This is a genomic window from Diaphorobacter sp. LR2014-1 (genome assembly GCF_002916785.1).
Taxonomy (GTDB): domain Bacteria; phylum Pseudomonadota; class Gammaproteobacteria; order Burkholderiales; family Burkholderiaceae_C; genus Diaphorobacter; species Diaphorobacter nitroreducens.
In genome coordinates this window covers 246,483-271,511 of record NZ_MTBE01000001.1, presented here as the reverse complement: position 1 = coordinate 271,511, position 25,029 = coordinate 246,483, and the positions used below count along the sequence as shown (strand labels likewise).

Annotated in this window: 18 protein-coding genes and 1 pseudogene; 12 read left to right on the top strand and 7 right to left on the bottom strand. The window is 70.2% G+C overall.

Features of this window, described 5'->3' with window-relative positions; all coding sequences use genetic code 11:
* Positions 1 to 9 precede the first annotated feature (9 nt).
* Positions 10 to 1,428, top strand: coding sequence for a homoserine dehydrogenase (locus BV908_RS01265; RefSeq protein ID WP_103737049.1), 1,419 nt, complete (start codon positions 10 to 12; stop codon positions 1,426 to 1,428).
* 52 nt (positions 1,429 to 1,480) lie between these two features.
* Here BV908_RS01265 and BV908_RS01260 read toward each other — a convergent pair whose 3' ends face one another.
* Positions 1,481 to 1,789, bottom strand: a complete 309-nt coding sequence (locus BV908_RS01260) for a hypothetical protein (protein ID WP_011807231.1) — start codon at positions 1,787 to 1,789, stop codon at positions 1,481 to 1,483.
* Positions 1,790 to 2,037: 248 nt separating this feature from the next.
* Between BV908_RS01260 and dinG the strand changes: the two genes are divergently transcribed.
* The 4 genes from dinG to BV908_RS01240 all read left to right on the top strand — a co-directional run bounded on the left by dinG (position 2,038) and on the right by BV908_RS01240 (position 6,124).
* Complete coding sequence (dinG, locus tag BV908_RS01255) at positions 2,038 to 4,227, top strand: ATP-dependent DNA helicase DinG (protein ID WP_103736967.1); 2,190 nt, start codon at positions 2,038 to 2,040, stop codon at positions 4,225 to 4,227.
* Positions 4,228 to 4,411: 184 nt separating this feature from the next.
* Positions 4,412 to 4,609 carry a hypothetical protein gene (locus BV908_RS01250; protein ID WP_011807233.1) on the top strand — a complete coding sequence of 66 codons (198 nt, stop codon included), beginning with the start codon at positions 4,412 to 4,414 and terminating at the stop codon, positions 4,607 to 4,609.
* A gap of 146 nt (positions 4,610 to 4,755) precedes the next feature.
* Positions 4,756 to 5,412 (top strand): 3'-5' exonuclease, encoded by a 657-nt coding sequence (locus BV908_RS01245; RefSeq protein ID WP_103736966.1) that lies wholly within the window; start codon positions 4,756 to 4,758, stop codon positions 5,410 to 5,412.
* Between the two features lie 211 nt (positions 5,413 to 5,623).
* Positions 5,624 to 6,124, top strand: coding sequence for a pyridoxamine 5'-phosphate oxidase family protein (locus tag BV908_RS01240; RefSeq protein WP_172209108.1), 501 nt, complete (start codon positions 5,624 to 5,626; stop codon positions 6,122 to 6,124).
* Between the two features lie 293 nt (positions 6,125 to 6,417).
* Here the strand turns inward: BV908_RS01240 and BV908_RS01235 are convergent, their stop codons facing one another.
* Positions 6,418 to 7,746, bottom strand: coding sequence for an aminotransferase class I/II-fold pyridoxal phosphate-dependent enzyme (locus tag BV908_RS01235; RefSeq protein WP_103736965.1), 1,329 nt, complete (start codon positions 7,744 to 7,746; stop codon positions 6,418 to 6,420).
* A 217-nt stretch (positions 7,747 to 7,963) separates the two neighbouring features.
* Here BV908_RS01235 and BV908_RS01230 point away from each other — a divergent pair, with 217 nt between their 5' ends.
* The 3 genes and pseudogenes from BV908_RS01230 (at position 7,964) to BV908_RS01220 (ending at position 13,604) form a co-directional block, all read left to right on the top strand.
* Positions 7,964 to 8,446: a C40 family peptidase gene (locus BV908_RS01230; protein ID WP_088888000.1), complete on the top strand. Its 483-nt coding sequence runs from the start codon at positions 7,964 to 7,966 to the stop codon at positions 8,444 to 8,446.
* A gap of 130 nt (positions 8,447 to 8,576) precedes the next feature.
* The gene (locus tag BV908_RS01225; protein ID WP_103736964.1) at positions 8,577 to 9,677 is read left to right on the top strand and encodes a 3-deoxy-7-phosphoheptulonate synthase; all 1,101 of its coding nucleotides are present in this window, start codon (positions 8,577 to 8,579) and stop codon (positions 9,675 to 9,677) included.
* A 241-nt stretch (positions 9,678 to 9,918) separates the two neighbouring features.
* Positions 9,919 to 13,604 (top strand): annotated as a pseudogene (locus tag BV908_RS01220) (EAL domain-containing protein).
* 57 nt (positions 13,605 to 13,661) lie between these two features.
* Here BV908_RS01220 and BV908_RS01215 read toward each other — a convergent pair.
* Positions 13,662 to 14,465, bottom strand: a complete 804-nt coding sequence (locus BV908_RS01215; protein ID WP_011803476.1) for an IclR family transcriptional regulator — start codon at positions 14,463 to 14,465, stop codon at positions 13,662 to 13,664.
* A gap of 242 nt (positions 14,466 to 14,707) precedes the next feature.
* On the opposite strand from BV908_RS01215, the gene BV908_RS01210 reads away from it, so the two are divergent.
* Complete coding sequence (locus BV908_RS01210; protein ID WP_012655141.1) at positions 14,708 to 15,679, top strand: tripartite tricarboxylate transporter substrate-binding protein; 972 nt, start codon at positions 14,708 to 14,710, stop codon at positions 15,677 to 15,679.
* 338 nt (positions 15,680 to 16,017) lie between these two features.
* Here the strand turns inward: BV908_RS01210 and BV908_RS01205 are convergent, their stop codons facing one another.
* Positions 16,018 to 16,623 (bottom strand): acyloxyacyl hydrolase, encoded by a 606-nt coding sequence (locus BV908_RS01205; RefSeq protein WP_103736963.1) that lies wholly within the window; start codon positions 16,621 to 16,623, stop codon positions 16,018 to 16,020.
* 140 nt (positions 16,624 to 16,763) lie between these two features.
* Positions 16,764 to 17,393 carry a Spy/CpxP family protein refolding chaperone gene (locus BV908_RS01200; protein WP_011803479.1) on the bottom strand — a complete coding sequence of 210 codons (630 nt, stop codon included), beginning with the start codon at positions 17,391 to 17,393 and terminating at the stop codon, positions 16,764 to 16,766.
* 312 nt (positions 17,394 to 17,705) lie between these two features.
* Between BV908_RS01200 and BV908_RS01195 the strand changes: the two genes are divergently transcribed.
* Positions 17,706 to 18,683, top strand: a complete 978-nt coding sequence (locus BV908_RS01195) for a recombination-associated protein RdgC (RefSeq protein ID WP_011803480.1) — start codon at positions 17,706 to 17,708, stop codon at positions 18,681 to 18,683.
* Positions 18,684 to 18,751: 68 nt separating this feature from the next.
* Here BV908_RS01195 and BV908_RS01190 read toward each other — a convergent pair whose 3' ends face one another.
* Positions 18,752 to 20,104 (bottom strand): dicarboxylate/amino acid:cation symporter, encoded by a 1,353-nt coding sequence (locus BV908_RS01190; RefSeq protein ID WP_103736962.1) that lies wholly within the window; start codon positions 20,102 to 20,104, stop codon positions 18,752 to 18,754.
* 169 nt (positions 20,105 to 20,273) lie between these two features.
* On the opposite strand from BV908_RS01190, the gene BV908_RS01185 reads away from it, so the two are divergent.
* Positions 20,274 to 22,928 carry a PAS-domain containing protein gene (locus tag BV908_RS01185; protein WP_103736961.1) on the top strand — a complete coding sequence of 885 codons (2,655 nt, stop codon included), beginning with the start codon at positions 20,274 to 20,276 and terminating at the stop codon, positions 22,926 to 22,928.
* Between the two features lie 70 nt (positions 22,929 to 22,998).
* On the opposite strand, the gene BV908_RS01180 is transcribed toward BV908_RS01185, so the two are convergent.
* The gene (locus BV908_RS01180) at positions 22,999 to 23,643 is read right to left on the bottom strand and encodes a response regulator transcription factor (RefSeq protein WP_011803483.1); all 645 of its coding nucleotides are present in this window, start codon (positions 23,641 to 23,643) and stop codon (positions 22,999 to 23,001) included.
* Positions 23,644 to 23,697: 54 nt separating this feature from the next.
* Between BV908_RS01180 and BV908_RS01175 the strand changes: the two genes are divergently transcribed.
* Positions 23,698 to 24,951: a nucleoside recognition domain-containing protein gene (locus BV908_RS01175; protein WP_103736960.1), complete on the top strand. Its 1,254-nt coding sequence runs from the start codon at positions 23,698 to 23,700 to the stop codon at positions 24,949 to 24,951.
* Positions 24,952 to 25,029: the final 78 nt, after the last annotated feature.

Below are 25,029 nucleotides of genomic sequence, written 5' to 3'. Positions count from 1 at the left end.
GAGAATGACATGTTCGTAGAACCCCAGCTCAGCCCCTCGCCCGCGGTGCACGCCAGTGCGCGCCGCGCCCCGGCCCCGCCCCCTGCCCTGCGCGTGGGCATGATCGGCACCGGCACCGTGGGCAGCGGCGTGTGGCGGGTGCTGCGGCGCAACCGGGACCTCATCAACGCACGCGCCGGGCGCGCCATCGAGATCGTCGCGGTCGCCGCGCGCAACACCGCGCGTGCCGCTGCGGCGCTGGACGGCGCGCCCGGCGTGCGCCTGCTGGCCGACCCGCTGCAACTGGCCGCCGACCCCGGTGTGGACGTGGTGCTGGAGCTGGCCGGCGGCACGGGCGCCGCACGCGACTGGGTGCAGGCCGCGCTGGTGCATGGCAAGCATGTGGTGACCGCCAACAAGGCCCTGCTGGCCACGCACGGCGAGGCGCTGGCGCAGGCCGCCGCGCGCCACGGCCGGGTGCTGGCCTATGAAGCGGCCGTGGCCGGCAGCGTGCCCGTGATCAAGGCGCTGCGCGAAGGGCTGGCGGCCAACCGCATCACCGCGCTGGCAGGCGTGCTCAACGGCACCAGCAACTACATCCTCACGCGCATGCAGGCGGCGGGCCTCGGCTTTGCCGCCGCGCTCACCGAAGCCCAGGCACTGGGCTATGCCGAGGCCGATCCGGCCTTCGACGTGGACGGCACCGACGCCGCGCACAAGCTGGCGCTGCTGGCCGCCAACGCGTTCGGCATGCCGGTGCGGCTGGACGCCGTGCACGTCGAGGGCATCCGCGACCTGCAGCGGGGCGACGTGGCCGCCGCCGCGCATCTGGGCTACGCCGTCAAGCTGCTGGCCGTGGCCGAGCAGCAGGAGTGCGAGGGCCGCGTGGCCATCCAGTTGCGCGTGCACCCGGCCCTGGTGCCCGCGCGGCATTCGCTGGCGCTGCTGGACGGCGCGACCAACGGGCTGCTGGTGCGCGGCGACGCAGCCGGCAGCGCCTTCTTCAGCGGCGCGGGCGCCGGCGGCGAGCCCACGGCGAGCGCCGTGCTGGCGGACCTGATCGACCTGGCGCGCCTGCCGGCCGTTTCTTCCGCGGCACCCACGGGCCCTGGCGTGCCCACACTGGGCACCCACCGCCGCGCGGGCGACGCCCCCGCCGTACTGCCGATGGCCCCAGTGAAGACGCCGCACCTGCTGCGCCTGCTGCCCGGTGCGGCCCTGTGCGAAACGGCAGTGCTACGGGCGCTGGCGCGCGAGGGCGTCAGGGTGCGGCGCCGCACGTGGGCGGCACCCGTCACACCGGGCGGAGCGCCCGAGTTGCTGCTGCTCACCGCGCCGACGCCCGATGCGCTGGCCGCACAGGCCACGGCGCATTTGCAGGCGTACACGGGTGCGCAGGTGCGGCGGCTGCGCGTGGAGCTGTGCAGCGCCCTCACGGATGAACAATAAAAACAGGTGCTAGCGCTTTACCATCAAGCGCTAACAGCTACGTTTTTAATAGCTATTCCGAGTCCTTGAGCTTGCGATAGGTGCGGTCGGCGGGCGGCCCACGGTCGGTGTCTTGCAGGCCGCGTTCCACGTCGCGGTGGGCTTGCTCGACCTCGGGATGGCGCTCGCCGCCGGTCATGGTGACGGACTGGTCCCGCTCGTGCGGCAGCTTGGGCGCGGCGGGGGTGCCGGCGGCGCGTTCCTGCTGGGGCGGGGTCTGCAGGTCCACGCCCTGTTCGTGGACATCGGTGTGCTCGCCCGGCGACGGCGGCGCGGCGCCCGGGGCATTGGAAGGGGACGGGGTATCGCGATGGGATGGCATGGGGAACCTCTCGTTTGCCTGCAAGGCAGATCGCCCCATGCTAGGCAGACCCCGCCCGGTTCCGCGTAGGCCGGGGGCGGACGACGGCATCAGCGTTAAGCGCACGGGCGACCACGCATCACCTGGGGGGCACGGCCAGGGGTGTATAGCCGGCCCTGAGCAGTGCCCAACCCGCTTCGGCTAACATGCCTGGATGCATTTACAGTGGCACGCCCCGCAAAGCCGGCCCCGCGCCTGATCTCCCTTCCATGTCTTCCACAGAGTGGGCCGCCCAGGCCCTGCAATCGTTCGAGGCGGTGGTCCAGTCCACGGCCGGCTTTCGCGTGCGCGAGGGCCAGCGGCGCATGGCCGAGCAGGTGGCCCAGACCTTCAGCCAGGCGCAGCTGGGCAAGCTGGAGGACGACGATGCCCTGCCCCAGCGCGCGATTGCCGTGGTGCAGGCCGGCACGGGCGTGGGCAAGTCGCTGGCCTACAGCGTGCCCGCGATCGCGATGGCGCTGGCGCGCGGCACGCGGGTGCTGATCTCCACCGCCACCGTGGCGCTGCAGGAGCAGCTGGTGCACAAGGACCTGCCGGCCCTGGCCGCGCGCATGGAGCAACCCTTCCAGTTCGCGCTGGCCAAGGGGCGCGGGCGCTACGTGTGCAAGCTCAAGCTGGAGCGCCTGGCCGGCGGCGGCGCGGCCGGCCCGGGCGGTGACGGCGACCTGCCCGACGACGACCTGTTCGCCGACGAGGAGGCCGAGCAGCGCGGCAAGCGCCCGCGCCACGAGTCCGAGGCGCGCATGAAGTTCTACGCCAGCATGGCCGACGCGCTGGCGACCAGCGAATGGGACGGCGACCGCGACACGCTCGCTACGCCGCCCGAGCCCGAGGCCTGGAGTCCCGTGGCGGCCGAGGCCAGTTCCTGCACCGGCAAGCACTGCCCGGTGTTCAACCAGTGCACCTACTACGAGCGGCGCAAGCAGCTCGTGGCCGCGCAGGTCATCGTGGCCAACCACGACCTGCTGCTGTCGTCCCTGGGCGCGCGTCTGCTGCCCGAGCTGGACAACTGCCTGCTGGTGATCGACGAGGCCCACCACCTGCCCGCCACCGCGCTCGACCAGTTCGCCTGCGAGGCCGACCTCTCGCGCCTGACCTGGATCGACCGCCTGGCCAGCCGCGCGCTGCGCATCGGCCAGTTGGTGGAGGTCGAGGACATCGCCGACATTCCCAACCACGCCGCGCGCCTGCGCGCCGCGCTGCAGGATGCCGCGCGCCTGGTGATGGACGTGTATGGCGAGCAACTGCGTGCGCCCGTGCCGGGGCGCCGCCAGTTCGCATCCAGCCTGCCCACGCGCGCCCGCGTGGCCGGCGGTGTGCTGCCCGAAGCGTTGGTGGAGCCCTTCAGCCAGGCCGCGCACCACGCCGAGGGCTTCCTGAACGCCCTGCGCGCCATTTCCAAGGCCCTGCGCAGCGAAATGCGCGACAAGCCCGACGAGGCGCGGCGCCTATCGCAGCTGTATGCGCAGATCGGCGTGCTGGCGCCGCGGCTGGAGGCCGTGCACGCGGGCGCCCAGTTGCTGCTGCAGGACGCGCCCGAGGGCGCGGTGCCGGCCGCCAAGTGGTTCACGCTGGAGGTCGAGGGCGACTTCATCGTCGTGCGCGCGCATGCCAGCCCCGTGCTGCCGGGAAATACGTTGCGCAACCACCTGTGGTCCGCCGTGCGCGGCGCGGTGCTGACCTCGGCCACACTCACCAGTTGCGGGCAGTTCGACTTCTTCCTGCGCGAGTCGGGCCTGTTCGGCGACGAAGCCGTGACCACGCTGGCCGTGCCCAGCCCGTTCGACTACGCGCTGCAGGGCACGCTGGTGGCCACCGAGACCCGCGCCGAGCCGCGCGATGCGCAGGCCTTCACCGCCGAGATGGTGGACGCGCTGCTGTCCGACCTGGCCCTGGTCGAGGCTGGCGCGCTGGTGCTGTTCACCTCGCGCGAGCAGATGCGCCAGGCCGTGGACATGCTGCCCACCGCCATGCGCAGCGCCGTGCTGGTGCAGAACACCCTGCCCCGCCCACAGCTGCTGGCCCGCCACCGCGAGCGCGTGGCCGAAGGCCAGCCCTCCATCATCTTCGGCATGCAATCCTTCGGCGAGGGGCTGGACCTGCCCGGCAGGCTGTGCGAATCGCTCTTCATCACCAAGCTGCCCTTCGCCCCGCCCGACGACCCCGTGGGCGAGGCCCGCGCCGAATGGCTGCGCGGCGCCGGTCGCGACCCGTTCAGCGAACTGGTGGTGCCCGCCACCGCCATCCGCCTGGCGCAGTGGGTGGGCCGGGCCATCCGCACCGAGGAAGACCGCGCCCACGTGTATTGCTACGACAAGCGCCTGGTGCGCACCGGCTACGGCCAGCGGCTGCTGCAGGGCTTGCCGCCGTTCACACTGGCGCGCCGGGCCGCAGGGTGACCGATTGCTCCTATTGGTATAGCTGTCGGCGCTTGCTGGATAAGCGCTGGAGCCCGATTGGACCATTAACCCCTTCCCGCATCGCCTGTCGGGCCGCGTCCCACAGGCGGGCAGGCCCATCGCCGACGCCCGCGCTCTGCCGTGCTGCCTAGAGTGGACTGGACCGATCTCTGAAAGGCCCGCCATGAAGCGCACCAACGACAACTCGGGCGCCACCGACAAGGTGGCCAACGACCACAACCAGCAGGGGCACCAGCCCCCCACGGCCCTGAACCAGGCGCGTCGCACGCCCGACAGCCGCAGCGACCGCACGGACCAGGTGGGCAGCGGCAACCAGGCGCAGTCGCGCCGCGGCAGCAAGAACCAGGGCGGCGCGGGCTGAGCCCGGCCTGCAGGGCCCGCGTGGCCCCACACCCCACACTTTTGGGGGCGGCGGCGCTTCGTGCGTGGCGGCTACGATTACGCACCGGTGCCGGTGGCCCGTGCCTATCGCACGGGGTGCGCGGGGCCGGTTTCCTGCCGTCCCGCATGCCGTCCGCCCCCATCGCCGTCATCGATTTCGAAACCACCGGCATGATGCCTGCCCAGGGTGCACGCGCCACCGAGGTGGCCATCGTGCTCATGGAAGGCGACCGCGTGGTGGACCGCTACCAGAGCCTGATGCGCACGGGCGTGCGGATCCCGCCCTTCATCACGCAGCTCACCGGCATCACGAATGCCATGGTGGAGGCCGCCCCCGATGCCGCCGCAGTGATGCGCGAGGCCGCGCGCTTCGTGGGCGACGCGCCCATGGTGGCCCACAACGCCGCATTCGACCGCAAGTTCTGGCAGGCCGAATTGCAGTACGCCGGGCTCGCCGCGCCCCATCCGTTCGCCTGCACCGTGCTGCTGTCGCGCCGCGTGTACCCCGATGCGCCCAGCCACAGCCTGGGCCGCCTCACGGACCACCTCGGCCTGCCGCGCGCCGGGCGCGCTCACCGAGCGCTGGCCGATGCGGAAATGGCCGCCGCGCTGCTGGCCTGTATGCAGCGTGACCTGTGCCAACGCTTCGGCCTGGCCTGGCCGGACCACGCGCTGCTGATGCAGTTGCAGCGCTGCGCACGCCCTGCCATCGGCAAGCTGCTGCAGCGCCACCGCCAGGCCGCGCCAGCCGAACAGCCGCCAACGGCGTTGCAAATGGGGTAGCTGCCCGCGCCCTTGCCGCGGGCGCTGCAGGGCATTTCATCCTTCTCCCATTCATACCGCGCGTCGGATTGCGCGCACATCCAGGCGTGACCGGGGCCGACGCCGCGCACTCCGAGCGCGCCCTACAGTGCGTTACATGCCCGTCCTGGCGCGTGCGTGACGCACCACGCCGTGGCGTCCACCTACATCCCACGGAGGTTCTCCCATGTCCATGCCCGACGATTCCCCCCACGCCACGCTGTGGAACCGCATCAAGGACATCCGCTTTGCCATGCTCGCCCACCGCGCGGCCGACGGCCGGCTGCATGCCCACCCGCTGACCACGCTGAACAAGGACATCGATGCGCAGTCCCAGCTGTTCTTCTTCATCCCGCGCGGCAGCGAGTTGCACAGCCGCCTGCAGGCCGACAGCCAGGTGCATTTGAGCTACGCCGACCCGGGCGAAGACTGCTACGTGTCGCTGTCGGGCACGGCCGGTTTCATCGAGGACCCCGCGCGCAAGGAAGCACTGTGGACGCCGCTGGCCAAGGCCTGGTTCCCCGACGGTCCCACAGACCCCAATCTGGTGCTGCTGGCCGTCCGCATCGAGCATGCGGAATACTGGGACGTGAAGGACAGCAAGCTCTCCCAGCTCTACCAACTGGCCACCGCCGCGTTGACCGGCGAGCAGCCCAAGCCGCTGGGCGAGCACCGCGAGCTGTCGCTGGATTGACGGCGCGCCCAACCCGCGCGGGGGCACTTTGCGCGAGGAGCGTCTGCCCTGCAGCGCGCGTTGCTGGAGCGGAGAGCGGGCGCCGCAAGCCGCGGCGTGCCCCGACACAGGTAGCCCTTAACCCTTAGCTCGTCGCCCGCAAAGAGGCCAACCACAGACCACGTGGCGGCAGTTCCAAGGACCGCCTCCCTCCGCAAGAAGCGAGATCTCAAGAAGCGGACTTTGACAACATTCCCCCCACGGGCGGCATGCAGCACGGGAGCGCTGCCGTATTCGCGGCGCGCTCGCGTTCGTTAAAACACCGCCCGCACCGCAGGCCGCAGCGCCCCTGCCAGGTCGCGCGCCAGCCGGCCCATATCGCGCACGCCCACGGCGCCCAGGCTGATGCGCACACCCTGCCCGCTGCGCAGCCGCAGCGGCGCGCCCGCCTGCACCGCCCAGCCCGCGGCCGCCAGGGCCTGCACCGCCGCGGCTTCGTCGGACACGGGCACCCAGGCGTGCAGGCCCTCGCCTTCCAGCCAGGGCGCCGCCACCCCGTGGCCGCGCAGCGCGTCCGCCAGCGCCGCGCGGCGGGCCGCGTACTGGGCCGCGGCATGGCGCCATGAGCCCCGCGCACGTCCCTGCGCCGCCTGCCGCCACAACTGCGCCACCAGCCCCTGCAACCAGTGGCTGACCCAGCGCGGCCCCAGCGCCTGGTGTGCGCACATGCCCTGCACCAGCGCCGGCGTGCCCGCGGCCAGGGCCACGCGGCAGTCTGCGCCCAACGCCTTGCTCACACTCAGCACATGCAGCCACAGCGGCGGCAGGGCCCCGGCCATCGCCAGGGGCGCGTGGCTCAGCAGGCCCCAATGGTCATCCAGGATCAGCAGCGTGTGCGGATGGGCCCGCAATCGGCGGCGCAGCGCCTTCCAGCGGGCCGCACCCAGGGCCACGCCCGTGGGGTTGTGCGCGCGCGGCGTAACCACCACGGCGCAGCACTGCGCCAACACGCCCGCTGCCGGCACGCACAGCCCCTGCGCGTCCACGGCCAGGGGTACGGGCTGCAGGCGCAGGCTGTGCAGCAGCGCCAGCAGCGGTGGCCAGCCCGGGTCTTCCACCGCCACGCGGTCGCCGGGGCGCGCATGCTGGCGCAGGGCGCGCTCGATCGCATCCAGCGCACCCGAGAAGACCCCCACGGCATCGCCAGGCAGGCCCTGGCTCTCCAGCCAGGGGCGTGCCTGCGACAGCAGCGCCTCCGCAACCGCTTGGGGCGCATGCGGCACCGCTGCCGGCTGCCCCAGCGCAGCGGCCCAGGCCGCGCCGCGGGGACGCGGCAGCAGCGCAGGATCGGGCTGGCCGCTGGCCAGGTCGCGCAGGCCCTCGGGCGGAGCGAACGACGGGGCAGAGCGGGGCGGCTCGCCCGATACGCGGGTGCCGCGGCGCCCCGCAGTGACCACGCGGCCCGCGCTGCGCAACCGCGCATAGGCGGCGGCGACGGTGTTGGGATTCACCCCCAGTTCTGCGGCCAGATGGCGCACCGAGGGCAGGGCGGCGCCGCTTGGCAGAGCGCCGCGGCGCATGGAATATTCAAGGCTTGCCGCAATGTCTTTGGCATTGCTTCCTTCTACAGACAACGATGGCATGCACACATTGTATTGTTTGTACTAGTACAAATTTTTGTACTGCGCGGCTCAGTCGCTGCAATCGCGCCCCACACCCTTCGCGCATGCACCCACGGCGAGGCGCCCCGAGAAAAGTGCAAAAAATGACCCCAAAAAACGTTGCAAAAGTAGGAGAAAGCGCGTTCGGGCGCGGGGTGTTGGCTGCGCCATCGCGCCGCGGCTGCTACGCTTGACCCCCATGCGCGCCTTTGCCCTTCCCGTCCTGACGCTCGCGGCCAGCCTGCTGGTGGTGGGCTGCGGCACCACGCCGCCCACCTCTGCCTCGCGCAACGCCGCCTATTCCCGCCTGTCGCCCGAGCAGTCGAGCGACATCGCCATCCATGCCCTGGGACTGGTGGGCACGCCCTACCGCTACGGCGGCAATACGCCCGACAGCGGCTTCGACTGCAGCGGTCTCATCGGCTACGTGTACACCAGCCGCGCGGGCGTGGCCCCGCCGCGCACGGTGGCCCAGTTGAGCGGCTTCGGCCAATCCATCGACGCGGACGAGCTGCGCACGGGCGACCTGGTGGTGTTCGGCCGCGGCCGGCCCACGCATGCCGGCATTTACGTGGGGGAGGGGCGCTTCGTACATGCGCCGTCCAGCGGCGGCACGGTGCGCCTGGACCACCTGAAGTCGCGCTACTGGTCGCGACAGTTCGCGAGCTTCCGGCGCCCCTGAAGTTCCACGGCGCCGCTTGCGGCGGCCACAGGCGGTGTTACCTTCCTTCACCACCGCCACCCGCCGCCGGGGCAAGCCGCCGAACTCCCCGGACAGGCTCTTACGCGGGTAGCGCGACAATCGGGGCACCATGACCCTGACCGAACGCCTCGCATCCCCGCTCACCACCCACGACACCACGCGCATCGACGACCTGCGCATCAAAGCCGTGCGCCCGCTCATCACGCCCGCGCTGCTGCAGGAATGGCAGCCCGCGCCCGATGCGGCGCAGACGCTGGTGGAAAGTAGCCGCGTGGCCATCTCGCGCGTGCTGCACGGGCAGGACGACCGCCTCATCGTCGTGGTGGGACCGTGCTCCATCCACGACCATGACCAGACCATGGAGTACGCGCGCCTGTTGGAGGAGCAGGCGGATGCGCTGGCGCAGGACCTGCTCATCGTGATGCGTGTGTACTTCGAGAAGCCCCGCACCACCGTGGGCTGGAAGGGCTACATCAACGACCCGCACCTGGACGGCAGCTTCGCCATCAACGAAGGCCTGGAGCGCGCCCGCGCATTGCTGCTGGACGTGCTGGCGCTGGGCCTGCCCGTGGGCACGGAATTCCTGGACCTGCTGTCGCCGCAGTTCATCAGCGACCTGGTGAGCTGGGGCGCCATCGGTGCGCGCACCACCGAAAGCCAGAGCCACCGGCAACTGGCCAGCGGCCTGTCCTGCCCCGTGGGCTTCAAGAACGGCACGGATGGCGGCGTGAAGGTGGCGGCCGACGCCATCCAGGCCGCGCAGGCACCGCATGCCTTCATGGGTATGACCAAGATGGGGCAGGCGGCGATCTTCGAGACGCGCGGCAACCACGACTGCCATGTGATCCTGCGCGGCGGCAAGACCCCGAACTACGGCGCGGCCGACGTGCAGGCCGCCTGCGAGATGCTGGAGAAGGCCGGCCAGCGCCCGCAGGTGATGATCGACCTGTCGCATGCCAACAGCAGCAAGCAGCACCGCCGCCAGATCGACGTGGCGCAGGACGTGGCCCAGCAGATCGCCGCGGGCGATGCACGCATCACCGGCGTGATGATCGAGAGCCACCTGCAGGAGGGCCGCCAGGACATCGTGGACGGCCAGCCGCTCACACCCGGCGTGTCGGTCACCGACGCCTGCATCAGCTTCGCACAGACCGTGCCGGTACTGCAGCAGCTGGCTGCGGCCGTGCGCGAACGCCGCGCGCGCGGCTGACACGCTCCGGCGCCGTCGCGGCAGAAAAGAAGGAGGGCGCCCATGTACCATCAGTCACATCCGCCCGCCTTTCGGGCCAGAAGCGTCCGCCATGTTCTTCCGACACCCCGCCGCGCCACCGCCGAGCCCCTTGGCCGGCGCCAGCCTGGGCGGCTCCTGACGCGCGCCATGGCCCAGGCCGCCTCTCGCTCCTTCCCGCTGCGCCATCCCGGCCGCGCGTGGGCATGACACGCAGCGCGCCATGCCTAACAGCGATTCCACTGGAACCCCACCAGCCCGCCCGGCCGAGGCAGAAGGACCGGCCGCAGCGGTGCAGGCGCACGACGAGGCGGCGGCGCATGCGCTCCTGCTGCAGCTCCAGCAGCTGATCACAGACCTGCAGCTGCCCCTGGAGCACGTCCTGGCGCAGGCCGCCCAAGCCGCCTGCGCGATCACGGGCGCGGTCGGGGCAATGATCGCGTTGCGCGAAAACGATGCGCTGGCCGTGCGCGCCAGCGTGGGCGCGCCGCCCCTGCCGGCGATCGGCACCCGCGTGCCGCTGGACGCCTGCGCATCCTGGCAGGGCATGGAGCAAGCCGCACGCGCGGGCCTACAGGCAGCCACGGACGCCCCCGCGCAGGATGTGGGAAGTGCGCAGCCCCCCACCGGCGGGTCAGCATGCCGCTGGGCAGCGGCGCGCTGCTCGCGGGCCTGCTCCAGGTGAGGGTGCCCCGGGGCGCAGCGCTGGAGGCGCAGCATCTGCTGCACCTGCGCATCCTGGCCGAATCGCTGGGCGCCATGCTGCAGTTGCGGCGCGTGGACGCGCAGCTGCGTGCGTCCGAGCAGCAGTACCGCACGCTCTTTGCCGAACATCCGCAGCCCATGTGGGTCTGCGACCGCGACAGCCTGCGTCTGCTGGCGGTGAACCATGCCATGGTCCGCCACTACGGCCATGCGGAGCAGGAGCTGCTGGGCATGGAGTTGCGCGCGCTCTGGTCCGCGGAGAACCAGGACGCGGCCACCTGCGCACTCGACATGCTGCGCCGCGAGGCCCATGCACCCGGGTCTCCCGCGTCCGCACCACGGCTGTGGCGCCACGCACGCAAGGACGGCGCCGCCCTGGACGTGGAAGTCGTCGTGGGCGACACGGACTTCGGCGGGCGCCCGGCGTGGCAGATGCTGGCCAGCGACGTGACCGAGCGCTGCCGTATCGAGGACGAGCTGGCGCGCGTCAACCGGGCCAAGCGCATGCGCGGCGCTTGCAGCGAGACACTGGTGCGTGCCACCAGCGAGTCCGATCTGTTGCACGCCGTGTGCAGCGTGGCCGTGGAGATCGGCGGCTACCGCATGGGCTGGGTGGGCATGGCGCGCGACGATGCGCACAGGCGCATCGAGCCCGTGGCGCACGCGGGCGTCGCCCAAGCCCATGACTACACCGAACACCTGCACCTGAGCTGGTCGGCGCAGGAGCCGGGCGGCAACGGCCCGGCAGGCGTGTGCGTGCGCACCGGCCGCACGGTGATCGTGCACGACGTGCACCACAGCCCGGCTTTCAGCCACCTGGCGGACCGCATGGCCCAGTTGGGCTTTCACGCCGTGGTGTGCCTGCCGCTGCGCAACGCCGAGCGCACCTTCGGCCTGCTGTACCTGTATGCGCCCGAGGTGCTGCCCCTGGGGGTGCAGGAGACGCAGTTGCTGGAGGCCATGGCCGCCGACCTCGCGTTCGGCATCGAGAACCTGCGTGCCCGCGCGGAGCAGCAGCGCCTGCAGGCCACGTTGGTCAAGGTGGCCACCGCCGTCTCGGCCGGCGTGGGCGCGGCGTTCTTCGACCATCTGGCGCAGCACATGGCCGAGGCGCTGGGCGCCCAGGTGGCCTGCGTGGGCCGCTTCCTGCCGGCCGCCCCCGGGCAGGCGCGGCGGGCGGTGGCGCTGTCGCACGTGGTCGATGGCGTGACCCAGCCCAATGCCGAATATGTACTGGAAGGCACGCCGAGCGAGCGGCTGCTGACCCAGCGCTCGCTGGTCATCCGCGACCGTGCGCGCGAGCGATTCCCGCGGGCTCCGATGCTCGCGCGCACGGGCGCGCGCAGCTACGTGGGCCAGCAGCTCACGGCCAGCGACGGCACGCCCATCGGCATGATCTTCGTGGTGTTCCGCCAGGCGCTGGAGCGCAGCCGGTTCGTCAGCAACACGCTGCAGATCTTCGCCGCGCGCGCGGCCGCCGAACTGCAGCGCCAGACGGACGACCAGCGCATCCGCCAGCAGGCATCGCTGCTGGACAAGGCGCGCGACGCCATCATCGTGCGCGACCTGGAGCACCGCATCACGTTCTGGAACGAGGGCGCAGAGCGCATGTACGGCTGGTCGCGCGAGGAGGTCCTCGGCCGCTCCATCGCCACGCTGCTGTACCAGAACCCGGAGGAATTCCTGCGCGCCACCCAGCACGTGATGCAGCATGGCGTGTGGAGCGGCGAGATCCTGCAGTGCGACCGCGCGGGCCGCACCCTCGAAGCCGAAGGCCGCTGGACGCTGGTGCGCAACGACCGCGGCGAACCCGAGTCGGTCCTCGCGATCAACGCCGACATCGGCACGCGCAAGCACCAGGAGCGCGAGATCCAGCGCCTGGCCTTCTTCGACCCGCTCACCCACCTGCCCAACCGCGTGCAGCTGCTGGACCGCGTGGACCAGGCCCTGGCCAAGGCGCAGCGCCTGGAGCAGGGCGGGGCGCTGCTGTTCATCGACCTGGACAACTTCAAGACCCTCAACGACACGCTGGGCCATGACCAGGGGGACGAGCTGCTGCAGATCGTGGCGCAGCGGCTGAACACCTGCGTGCGCAGCGCAGACACGGTGGCGCGCCTGGGCGGCGACGAATTCGTGGTGCTGGTGGAGCAGCTCAGCGCGCACAGCGACACGCTGGCGGAGCAGGCGGGCGCCGTGGGCGAGAAGATCCTCGCCGTGCTCAGCGCCCCCTATGCGCTCACCGGGTACCAGTACCGCAGCACGCCCAGCATCGGCATCGCACTGTTCAACCACGCGCCCACCACGGTGGGCGAACTGCTCAAGCAGGCCGACCTGGCGATGTACCAGGCCAAGACCGCGGGACGCAACACGCTGCGCTTTTTCAACCCGAGCATGCAGCATGCCGTGGCGGAGCGTGCCTCGCTCGAGGCGGATCTGCGCAACGCGCTGGCGCAGAAAGAGTTTCTGCTGCACTACCAGCCGCAGATCAATGCGCGGGGCGCGATCGTGGGCGTGGAGGCGTTGCTGCGCTGGGCGCACCCGCGGCGCGGCATGGTGTCGCCCGGGCAGTTCATTCCGCTGGCCGAGGAGACCGGCCTGGTGCTGCCGCTGGGGCACTGGGTGCTGCACACGGCGTGCTCGGTGCTGGCCGATTGGCAGCGGGTGCCGGCGCTGGCGCCGCTGACCATGGCAGTGAATGTGAGCTCGCGCCAGTTCCGCGATGCGGGTTTCGTGGACGACGTGGCGGGCGTGCTGGCCGCCACCGGCGCGCCGGCCTCCCAGCTCAAGCTGGAACTGACCGAGAGCCTGCTGGTGGAAGACTTGGCCGCCACCATTGCCACCATGGCGGCGCTGCGCGCGCTGGGCGTGGGCTTTTCGCTGGACGACTTCGGCACCGGCTACTCGTCGCTGGCCTACCTCAAGCGCATGCCGCTCGGGCAGCTCAAGATCGACCAGAGCTTCGTGCGCGACCTGCTCACGGACCCCAACGACGCGGCCATCGTGCGCACCATCATCGGCCTGGCCGCCAGCCTGGGCCTGGAGGTGATCGCCGAGGGCGTGGAGACCAGCGCGCAGCGCGACTGGCTGGCGCACGCAGGCTGCGCGGTGTACCAGGGTTACTTTTTCAGCCGGCCGCTGCCGCTGGATCTGCTGGAGCAACTGCTGCACGACCACATCGCCGCAGCCCGCACGCCGTCTCTTTAAGCCCAATTGGCCTGTAACGCTTGTCCAGCAAGCGCTAACAGCTATTTAATCGATAGCTTACGCTTCCTCGCTGCGCACGAACGGCTCCAGCCCCTTGACCATGCGCGCGAACTGCGGGCCGATCTCCTGCTCCAGCAGCGCGCGCGGGAACTTGCTGGCCGAGCCGCCCGCGTTGAAGCTGATCACGCGGCCGTCGGGCTGGCGGATAGCGGCGCCCACGCCCGCGATATCCGTCTGCCAGTCGCGCACCACCACCGTGAAGCCGCGCGCCCGCCAGTGGGCACACCCGGTCTCGATGGACTGGCGCAATTGCGGCCAGCGCTCGCCCTCGGCCTGGCGGATCTCGGCCAGCAGCCGCTCGCGCTCGCGCGGCTCCATCACGGCCAGCAGGGCGTGGCCCATGGCCGTCTCCGCCACCGGAAGGCGCGCCCCCAGGTCCAGCCCCAGCGACAGCGGCGTGCCCGAGCGGCAGTTCTCCACGTACAGCACCGACAGCCCGTTGCGGATGCCCAGCGACACCGAGATGTCGTAGCGGTCCGCGAAGTCCTGCATGTAGGGCCGTGCAATGCGCCGCAGCCGCAGGTTGGACACCATGGTGATGCCCAGTGCCGCCAGGCTGTCGCCCAGCGCGTACTTGCCGCTGTCGCGCGAATGGCGCAGGTAGCCCAGCACGCACAGCGTGTAGGCCAGGCGCACCACCGTTGGCTTGGGCAGGCCGGTGCGCGCGGCGATCTCGGCATTGGTGAGCCATTTTTCGTCCACCTGGAAGCACGCCAGCACGTCCAGCCCCCGGGCCAGCGCGGTCACGAATCGCCGGCTGTCCGCGCCTTCGTCGAAGTCGATGTTCCGTGTGCGCGCCATTCCCACTCTCCAGGTAAATTTCTCTTAGCGGAATTATTTCATCGCAACTTTTCTGCACAGACTCATGGATTTCCCTAGCGAGAAGGGTTTTTCATCAGGGGGATACTGAAATCACGCCACTTCTCCCGTGCCTCCATGAATTTCGCACAGAGAAACCACGCTACCTGAAGGCCTCCACAGCACACGGCCTGCACAGCGGGTTGATCGCAGCGCCGGAGGCCATAGACCCAAGGACTCCCTCCATGACCCATGCTTTGCTCAACCGCCGCACCCTGTCCCTGCTGCTGGCCGCCGGCTGCGTGGCCGGCCCCGCGCTGGCGCAACCCGAGCGCTTTCCCAGCCGCCCGATCAAGGTGCTGATCGGCTTCACCGCCGGCGGCTCGACCGATGTGCCGTTCCGCGTGCTGGCGGAGAACGCCTCCAAGATCCTGGGCCAGCCCGTGATCATCGAGAACAAGCCCGGCGCCGGCGGCGTGCTGCCCGCGCAGATGATGCAGAGCACCCCGGCCGACGGCTACACGCTCGCACAGGTGCCGCTGCCGGTGTTCCGCCTGCCCTACACGCAGAAGATCAACTGGAACCCGGCCACCGACCTGCAATACGTGATCGGCCTGGCGGGCTACGCCTTCGGCCTGGTGGTGCCCGCGGACTCGCCCATCAAGTCCATGCAGGACTACATCGCCTACGCCAAGGACAACCCCGGCAAGCTGAACTACGGCACGCCCGGTGCGCTGACCACGTTGCACCTGACGATGGAGAACATCGCCCTGCAGGCCGGCGTGACGCTGAACCACATTCCCTACAAGGGCAACTCCGAGTCGCTGCAGGCCGTGCTGGGCGGGCATGTGATGTCGATTGCCGACACGCCCGGCTGGGCGCCGTACGTGGAGCAGGGCAAGCTGCGCGTGCTGTCGGTCTGGGGGGACAAGCGCTCGGCCCGCTTCCCCAACGTGCCCACGCTCAAGGAAGTGGGCATCAACCTGGTGCAGACCTCGCCGTTCGGCCTGGTGGTGCCCAAGGGCACGGACCCGAAGATCGCCCAGGTGCTGCACGACGCCTTCAAGAAGGCCATGGAGATGCCCAACTACAAGGAGTCCCTGGCGAAGTTCGACATGGACACCTACTACATGGACAGCGCCACCTACAAGCAGTACGCGCTGGACACCATGAAGACCGAAAAGGTCATCATCGAAAAGCTTGGCTTGGCCAAATAACCCGGCTTGCAGGAAAAATGGCTGCTGGCGCTTGATGGGCAAGCGCTGGCAGCTATCAATAATGAAGCACACCGGCCGACGGCCTGACCCACGCGGCCATCGCTCCGGTTATTCATGAATGTGTCTATTACTTCATAGTGGTAGTAGTAGAGCCCGCGCCATTTTGTGGACAAGCCGCTTTTTCTGAATGGCGGCGCGTACTTGCGCTACTGCAAAGTCTGTGTCCCGGCACCGGGTCAAGTCCGGCCTGAAATGGGTACAACTGTGCCGGTGGGACGGGTGCTGTGGACAAGGCGCAGATGACCAGCGCCGCATCCCCAGGCTTGTCCACAGTCCGCTCAGAAGTGCAACGCGTAGCGCAGTTGCAGGAAGTTCTCCCCGGGGTTCGGGCTCTTGATGCCGGCGTTGGACAAGTGCTGCACGCTCAGCATCAGCTCATGCTGGCGCTGTGCGCCGAAATTGCGCCCCAGGCCCAGGTGCGAGGCAAAGTTGAAGCGGGTGCTGAACTCATGGTCCTGCACGCGGTAGCGGTGGCTGGCCACGGTGGCACCGATGCCGGCCTCCCAGAACCAGGGGGAACGGCCCTCGTCGGGGCGCAGGCGCAGCGTGGGCGCCACGCCCACCACCACGGCGCTGTTGTGCCCGCCGATGCCGTCAAAGGACCAGCGGCTGAGTGAAACATCCCAATGGCCGCGCAGCTCGCCGCCCCACAGCGGGCGGCGCCAGGTGCCCCAGGGCAGGGTGGCGCCGATGGTGATGGCATCCGTCTGGCGCCGCGCCCATTCGCCCTGCACGTAGACCGAAGGGGCGTAGGCCCGGTCCTCTGACGGCTGCGCCAGGGCCGGTGGGGCCGTGAGGCACGCGGCGGCGGCCGCGAGAAAAGGCACCGGGGAGAGAAGGGCGGTGCGCCGGAAAAAGGCGCTGCGGCGGGCGATGGTAGGCATGGTTGCGAGGTGTTGTTGTTACCTGAATATATAACTATATAACCCCTGCAGCCCCCCACTGCCCAGCCGCCCTGTAGGCCGGAGCCGCAGCCCGCAGCCCGCGGCCGGCGCAGCGGATGCGCACCCGGCCCTGGGCCGGCTTACTGCGGCGTCAGCGGCGCGCCGGGAGCAGCGCCTGCGCCCGGGCCAGGGCCTTGGTGGCGCATGCCGCGACCGTCACCGCGGAAGTCGCCCCGCGCACCGTCCTTGCCCCAGCGCTTGCCCATGGGGTGGTCGCCGCCCCAGTGGCGGTACATGCGCTTGCCTTCGGCGTCGAAGGTCTTTTGCTGCGCCGGCGTCAGCGTGCCATAGAAGGCCTTGACGGCGTCGCCGCGGCGGTCCATCTCGGCCGCGCGCTGGGAGCGCAACGCGCGCATGCGGTCGATGCGCTCGGGCGTGGTGAGCTGGTCCATGCCTTGCCAATCCAGCCGCGCCTTGCGTGCGTCGGCGTCGGGCTTCATGGACTGCAGAAAGCTGTTCCATGCGGGCTCCTGCTCGGGCGTGAGCTGCAGCTTGCGCTTGAATGCCTCGGCGCGCTGGGCCATGTACTGCTCGCGCTGCTCGGGCGTCAGGGCGCGCTGGCGCGGACGCTGCTGCGCCTGGGATGCGCCTTGCTCGGTGGCGGCTGGGCCGGGGCCGGGTTGCGCCAGGGTGGGCACAGCCATGCCGGCGAGCACAGCGGCCGCCACGGCGGTGGCGGCCAGGCGCTGGGTGATCTTGAAACGGGCCATGGTGTTTCCTTTCTTGCTTCACACAGGAAGTGATGGGCGCCTGGTGGTCCACCCGAATGGGGGACACTGCACCCTGCGCTTGCAAAGCAGTGTGCGCCGCGTGTGTAACGCGCCCGTGAGCGAATTCTGCGCCTGTGTAAAGTTCGGCTATTCACCCGGCATGCGCCACCATGCCGGCTACAGTCGTTTTATGCCAAAAGTGCCTCCAGCGCTTATCCAATAAGCGCTGACAGCTATCAAATCAGGACCATTCACCGCCCCGCCCGTCGTGCAGCCCTGGCGCGGGGCCGGCATTTCAAAAGGAATCTCCCCGTGTTCAAGAACATGATCGTGTACCGCATTGCCCCCGAATGGCAGGTGGAGCTGACCCAGCTGGAGGAAGCGCTGGCCAAGGCGCCCTTCCAGGAGTGCGGCGCCACGCAGGAAAAGTCCAGCGGCTGGGTGCCCCCGCGCGGCGAGGCCCACGGGCTGCTGGCCGAGAGCGTGGGCGGCCACTGGATGCTGCGCTTCCAATGGGAAGCCAAGATGCTCCCGGCCACCGTGTTGGCGCGCAAGGTGAAGGAAAAGGCCGCGCAGATCGAGCAGCAGACCGGCCGCAAGCCCGGCAAGAAGGAAACCAAGGAGCTCAAGGAAGAGGCCAAGCTGGACCTGCTGCCCATGGCCTTCACCAAGCAGGGCGGCACCTGGGTATGGATCGACCCACAGGCGCACTTGCTGGTGCTGGACACGGGCGCCCAAGGCCGTGCCGACGAGGTGGTGAGCCTGCTGGTGGAGCACCTGCCCGGCCTGTCGCTGGCGCTGCTGGACACGCAGACCAGCCCCCAGGCGGCGATGGCGCTGTGGCTCAAGGAGCAGGAGCCGCCGGCGGGCTTTTCCATCGACCGCGAGTGCGAGCTGAAGGCGCCCGACGAGACCAAGGCCGTGGTTCGCTACGCCCGCCACCCGCTGGACATCGAGGAAGTGCAGGGCCACATCGAGGCGGGCAAGCTGCCCACTAAGCTCGCCATGAGCTGGGACGACCGCGTGAGCTTCGTGCTGACCGAGGGGCTGCAGCTCAAGAAGGTGGCGTTCCTGGACACGGTGTTCGAGGGCCAGACGCAGGACGATGGCGGCTTCGATGCCGACGTGGCGATCGCCACGGGCGAGCTGTCGCAGCTGATTCCCGACCTGATCGCGGCGCTGGGCGGCGAGGGGCGCACGAGCCTGGGTGGCGCTGCTGCCGCCCCCGCACCAACCGCCGGGGCCTTGCATGCCGCGGCCAGCGGCCCCGACGACGACGCGCCGTTCTGACGAAAAAAAAGCCCACGCGCCGTTGCCGGTGCATGGGCTTGGGGCCTGGCTTGAAGGCCGCTGCCGGATCAGGCCCGGTGGCGGGCCAGCACGACGGGTTCCACCGCCCGTTCGGGCTCGGGCAGGAACTCGGCCTCCCCGTCCAGCACGCGGTGCAGGCGGTCGGCATCCAGCGCGTTTTCCCAGCGCGACACCACCACTGTGGCCACGGCGTTGCCGATGAAGTTGGTGAGCGAGCGGCACTCGCTCATGAAACGGTCCACGCCCAGGATCAGCGCCATGCCGGCCACCGGCACCTCGGGCACCACTGCCAGGGTGGCGGCCAGGGTGATGAAACCCGCGCCGGTCACGCCGGCCGCGCCCTTGGACGACAGCATCGCCACCAGCAGCAGCGCGATCTGGTGGCCCAGCGTGAGGTGCGTGTCGGTGGCCTGCGCGATGAACAGCGCAGCCAGCGTCATGTAGATGTTGGTGCCGTCCAGGTTGAACGAGTAGCCCGTGGGCACCACCAGGCCCACCACGGACTTAGCACAGCCGGCCTTCTCCATCTTTTCCATCAGCGAGGGCAGGGCGGACTCGGACGAGGAGGTGCCCAGCACCAGCAGCAGCTCGGCCTTCAGGTAGCGGATCAGCTTGAGCACCGAGAAGCCGCAGGCCCGTGCCACCGCGCCCAGCACCACCAGCACGAACACCGCCGAGGTGATGTAGAAGGTGAGCACCAGCTCGGCCAGGTTCACCAGCGAGCCCAGGCCGAACTTGCCGATGGTGAACGCCATGGCGCCGAAGGCGCCGATGGGCGCGGCCTTCATGACGATGTACACCAGCTTGAACACGGGCTTGGTCAGGCCGTCCAGAAAGTCCAGGATGGGCTTGCCGGCGTCGCCCACCATGGCCAGCGACACGCCGAACAGCACGGCCACCAGCAGCACCTGCAGGATGTTGTCGCCCACGAAGGGGCTGATCAGCGTCTTGGGAATGATGTCCAGCGCGAAGCCGGTGAGCGTCATCTCGTGCGACTTGCTCACGTAGCCCTTGACGGCGGTCTGGTCCAGCTCGGCCACGTTGATGTGCATGCCCGTGCCAGGCTGCATCACGTTGGCCACCACCAGGCCCACCACCAGCGCCAGCGTGGAGAAGGTGAGGAAGTACGCCATGGCCTTGCCGAACACGCGGCCCACGGCGCTCAGGTGGCTCATGCTGGCGATGCCGGTGACGATGGTCAGGAAGATCACCGGCGCGATGATCATCTTGATGAGCTTGATGAAGGCATCGCCGAACGGCTTCATCGCCGCGCCGTACTCGGGCTGGAAGTGGCCCAGCAGTACGCCGATGATGATGGCGAACACCACCTGGAAATACAGTTGGCGATAGAACGGAAGCCGCACCGACGGGGCGGGGGCGGCAGAGGAAATGGCATGCATGCGGCGTGTCTCCGGAGGTCGAAAAAAAGACGCGCCAGGGCCGTGCAATGCCGCGCATCTTTGGAAGTCCGCGGTTGTACCCCTGCATCGCCGCCACGCCGATAACCTATTGGTATTAGACGCCGCGCCCGCCCCGCCCACGGACACCAAACCCAGAGACACTCCGCCCATGCCGCTACGCCGCCGCCGCCCGCTGCTCACCGCGCTTGTCGCACTGTTCGTGCTGGCGGGCATGGCCGTGTGCATGCTATTGGCCAGCCAGTACGCGCAGCGCCGTGCGCTGCACGACGAAAGCCAGGGGGTGCGGCGCCAGCTCACGCTGTACGGCCAGGCGCTGGAGCAGCGCATCGACCGCTTTCGCACCCTGCCCGAGGTGCTGGCGCTGGACGCGCAGCTGAGGGATGCACTGACCCACCCGCTCACGCCCGCCGAGGTGGACGTGCTCAACCGCAAGCTGGAGCAGGCCAACGGTGCCAGCCATTCGTCCACACTCACGCTCATCAACCTGCAAGGCCGCGCCATCGCCGCCAGCAACTGGCGCGACACCCCCAACAACGTGGGAGAGGACTACCACTTCCGCCCCTACGTGCAGCAGGCGCTGGCGCAGGGCCACGGGCGGTTCTACGGCATCGGCCTGACCACGGGGGAGGCGGGCTACTTCCTGTCCACGGCGATCCGTGGTGATGACGGGCAGACGCTGGGCCTGGTGGCCATCAAGATCCTGCTGACCGAGCTGGAGCGCGAATGGCGCCAGAGCCCCGACGTGGTGCTGGCCTCGGACGCGCACGGCGTGGTCTTCCTCGCCAGCCGCGACGCCTGGCGCTACCGGCTGCTGGCACCCCTCACGCCCCAGGCGCGCCAGGAGCTGGAGGCCACGCGCCAGTACACCGGTCAGCCCCTCACGCCGCTGGGCCTGCAGGTCGAGCGGCGGGTGGACGAAGGCACGGTGCTGGCACGCGCGCAGGAGCCCCCCTTGCCCGGCCCGCTGCTGTGGCACACGCAGGAGCTGGCAGGCACCGGCTGGCAACTGCACCTGCTGCACCACGCGGACAGCGCCATCGAGGCCCGCCGCTGGGCGGCCGGTGCGGCCGCGGGCCTGTGGCTGGCCCTGGCACTGCTGGTGCTGTTCGTGCGCCAGCGGCAGCGCCTGGCCCTGCTGCGCCAGCGCAGCCGCCAGGAGCTGGAGACCGTGCTGCGCCAACACGCGCAGGAACTGCGCACCGCGCAGGACGGCATCGTGCAGGCCGCGCGCGAGGCGGACACCGGCCTGTCGCGCAGCCTGCAGCACCTGCCGCAGGGCGTGGTGGTCATCGACCGCGACCTGAACCTGGTGGCGTGGAACTCGCGCTACGTGGAACTGTTTCGCTTTCCGCCCGAGCTGATGCGCGTGGGCACGCCGGTGGAGGCGCTGATCCGCCACAACGCGCGGCGCGGCCTGCTGGGCGCCACGCCCACCGAGGACGCCATCCAGCGGCGCCTGCAGCACCTGCGCAGCGGCAAGCCCCACCTGCATGAGAGCGCCAAGAGCGACGGCACGGTGCTAGAGATCCGCGGCAACCCGCTGCCCGACGGCGGCTTCGTGACCAGCTACGCCGACATCACCAGCTACAAGAACGCCGCGCGCGAGCTGCGCTCGCTGGCCGACGCGCTGGAGCTGCGCATTGCCGAACGCACGCGCGATCTGGACGCCGCCCGGCGCGAGGCCGAGGCCGCCAACCGCTACAAGACCCGCTTTGTGGCCGCCGCGGTGCACGACCTGCTGCAACCGCTGAATGCGGCGCGCATGTTCGCCTCTCTGCTGCGCGGCCACCTGCACGACGCCGCCGGACGCCAGGTGGCCGACAGCATCGACGGCGCGCTGGCCGCGCAGGACGGCATCCTCAACAGCCTGCTGGACATCTCGCGCATGGAATCGGGCCAGTTGGAGGTGCATGTGCGCGACTTCGCGCTCGGCCCGCTGCTGCAGGTGATGCAGCACAACTTCGGCATCATCGCCGCCAGCCGGGGCCTGCGCCTGCGCACCGTAGGCACGCGCTACGCGGTGCGCAGCGACGAGGCGCTGCTGCGGCGCATCCTGCAGAACCTGGTGTCCAACGCCATCCGCTACACGCCCCGCGGGCGCGTGCTGATCGGCTGCCGGCGCCGCGGCCGGTACCTGCGCATCGAGGTGCACGACCAGGGCCCCGGCATTCCCGAGAGCCTGCAGCGCGAGATCTTCGAGGAGTTCCGCCGCCTGGGCGAGGGCCACAGCCAGGATGGCGACCGTGGTGCGGGCCTGGGGCTGGCCATCGTCGAGCGCCTGGGCAAGCTGCTGGGGCACGAGATCGGCCTGCGCTCCGAACTGGGGCGCGGCAGCGTGTTCTGGGTGTGCGTGCCGCTGACCGATGCCGCCGCCGCACCCCGCCCCGCCGCCGCGGGCGCAGCCGCCCCGCCCGAGGGCGACCAGCCCCTGCAGGGCACCACGGCCTGGTACATCGATGACGACGCGCCCAGTTGCGAGGCCACCGGCGCGCTGCTGCGCCGCTGGGGCTGCGAAGTGCCTTTGGCGGGCGGCCCGCAGTCGGCCCTGGACTTGGCCGCGCCCGGCAACGCGCCACAGCTGGTGCTGCTGGACGTGCGCATGGGGCCCTTCCACGGCCCCGACCTGTACGACCGGCTGTGCACCGTGTGGGGCCAGGCACCGTCGGTGGTGCTGGTGACGGCCGAGCGCAGCAGCACCCTGCGCCGCCAGGCGGCCGAGCGCGGCTGGGGCTACCTGCTCAAGCCCGTGCGCCCGTCCGCACTGCGCGCGCTCATCAGCCAGATGATGCTACGGAAACAGTAGCTGCTTGCGCTTGTCAGACAAGCGCTAGAGGCCGATTTGGCTTGAAACTTGTGCCGGCAGGGTACTGCGCTCAGGGCGCGGCTTCCGGCTCCGTCTCCAGGCTTTTCACCAGCACCGCGGCCTGGGTGCGGCTGTAGCACTCCAGCTTTTTCAGGATGGCCGTCACATGCACCTTGACGGTGTTCTCGGCCAGGCCCAGCTCATGCGCGATCTGCTTGTTGAGCAGGCCATCGGCCAGGCACAGCAGCACGCGGAACTGCTGCGGCGTGAGCTGCGCGAGCTTGGCGGCCAGCGCGGCGTCGGCCTCGGAGCGCTCGGCCGCCATGGGCGGGAACCAGCTGCCGCCGTCCAGCACGGCCCGGATGGCCGCGCCCATGTCCTCGGCCGGGGCCGACTTGGGGATGAACCCCGCCGCGCCGAACTGCTGCGCACGGCGGATCACGCGCGGGTGGTCGTTGGACGAGATCACCACCACCGGCACCTGCGGGTACTCCCCGCGCACATGCAGCAGGGCCGAGAAGCCCCGCGCGCCGGGCATGGCCAGGTCCAGCAGCACCAGCTCCACCTCGGGGTGGTCCTGCAGCGCCTGGCCCAGCGTGGCGGCGCTGGCGGCCTCCAGCGTCTGCAGCGGCGCAAAGCGCTCGTGCAGCACCTGGATCAGCGCCGCGCGGAACAGCGGGTGGTCGTCGGCAACGAGCAGGGTGGGGGGCGGCATGGGGTGCAGTCTGCCACGGCGCACGGACGGGGCCAGCCGCTACCATCGAGTTCCATGGCACTCAACTGGGTCTGGACGGGGTTTTTCATCGTGGCGTTCGCCACCGCCGTGGTGCGCTGGCTGCTGGGCGAAGCGGGCATCTTCCAGGCCCTGCTGACGGCGCTGTTCGACGGCGCGCGTGCGGGCTTCGAGATCTCGCTGGGCCTGGCCGGCATCATGGCGCTGTGGCTGGGCCTGATGCGCGTGGGCGAGCGCGCGGGCATGGTCGAGCTGCTGGCGCGCCTGGCGGGCCCTCTGCTCACGCGGCTGTTTCCCGGCGTGCCCGCCGGCCACCCGGCCCAGGGCGCGATGACCATGAACATCAGCGCCAACCTGCTGGGGCTGGACAACGCGGCCACGCCGCTGGGCCTCAAGGCCATGCAGGAGTTGCAGACGCTCAACCGCGAACCGGCGGGCACGGCCAGCAACGCGCAGATCATGTTCGTGGTGATGAACACGGCGGGGCTGACGCTGATCCCCACGTCCGTCATCGCCATCCGCCAGAGCGTGGCGCTGAAGCAGGGCCTGGGCGCGGGATTCAACGCGGCCGACATCTTCCTGCCGACGCTGCTGGTCACCTTCGCCTCGCTGCTGGCGGGCGTGCTGGCGGTGGCGCTTTTTCAGCGCCTGCCGATCTGGCGCGCGCGCCTGCTGCTGCCTTTGCTGGCCGTGGGCGGCGTGCTGGCGGCGGCGGTGGCGGGCCTGGCGCAACTGCCCGCAGAGCAAGCCGCCCAGATTGCGGGAGCCACGGGCGCGGGCGTGATCCTGGGGGTGGTGGCGCTGTTCCTGCTGGCCGGGGCCTGGCGCCGCGTGAACGTGTACGACGCCTTCATCGACGGCGCCAAGGAGGGCTTTGGCGTGGCGTTGCAGATCATTCCGTACCTGGTGGCCATCCTGGCGGCCATCGGCGTGTTCCGCGCCGCGGGGTGCATGGATGCGCTGCTGGCGGCCATCGGCGCAGGGGTGGCGGCGCTGGGGTGGAACACCGACTTCCTGCCGGCCCTGCCCGTGGGGCTGATGAAGGTGCTCTCGGGCGCCGGCGCACGGGGTTTGATGATCGACGTACTGCAGACGCACGGTGTGGATTCCTTCGTGGGGCGCCTGGCTGCCATCGTGCAGGGCTCCACCGAGACCACCTTCTACGTGCTGGCCGTGTACTTCGGCAGCGTAGGCGTGAAGCACACACGCCACGCACTGGCCTGCGCGCTGGTGGCCGATGCCGTGGGGCTGCTGGCCGCGATCGGTGTGGGCTACGCGCTGCTGCGCTGATCGCAACCTTCCCTCTTTCCCCAAAAAGCGCCTTGTCAGGCGCTTTTTTTACGTCGAAGCCTCCTCAATCCGGGGCCG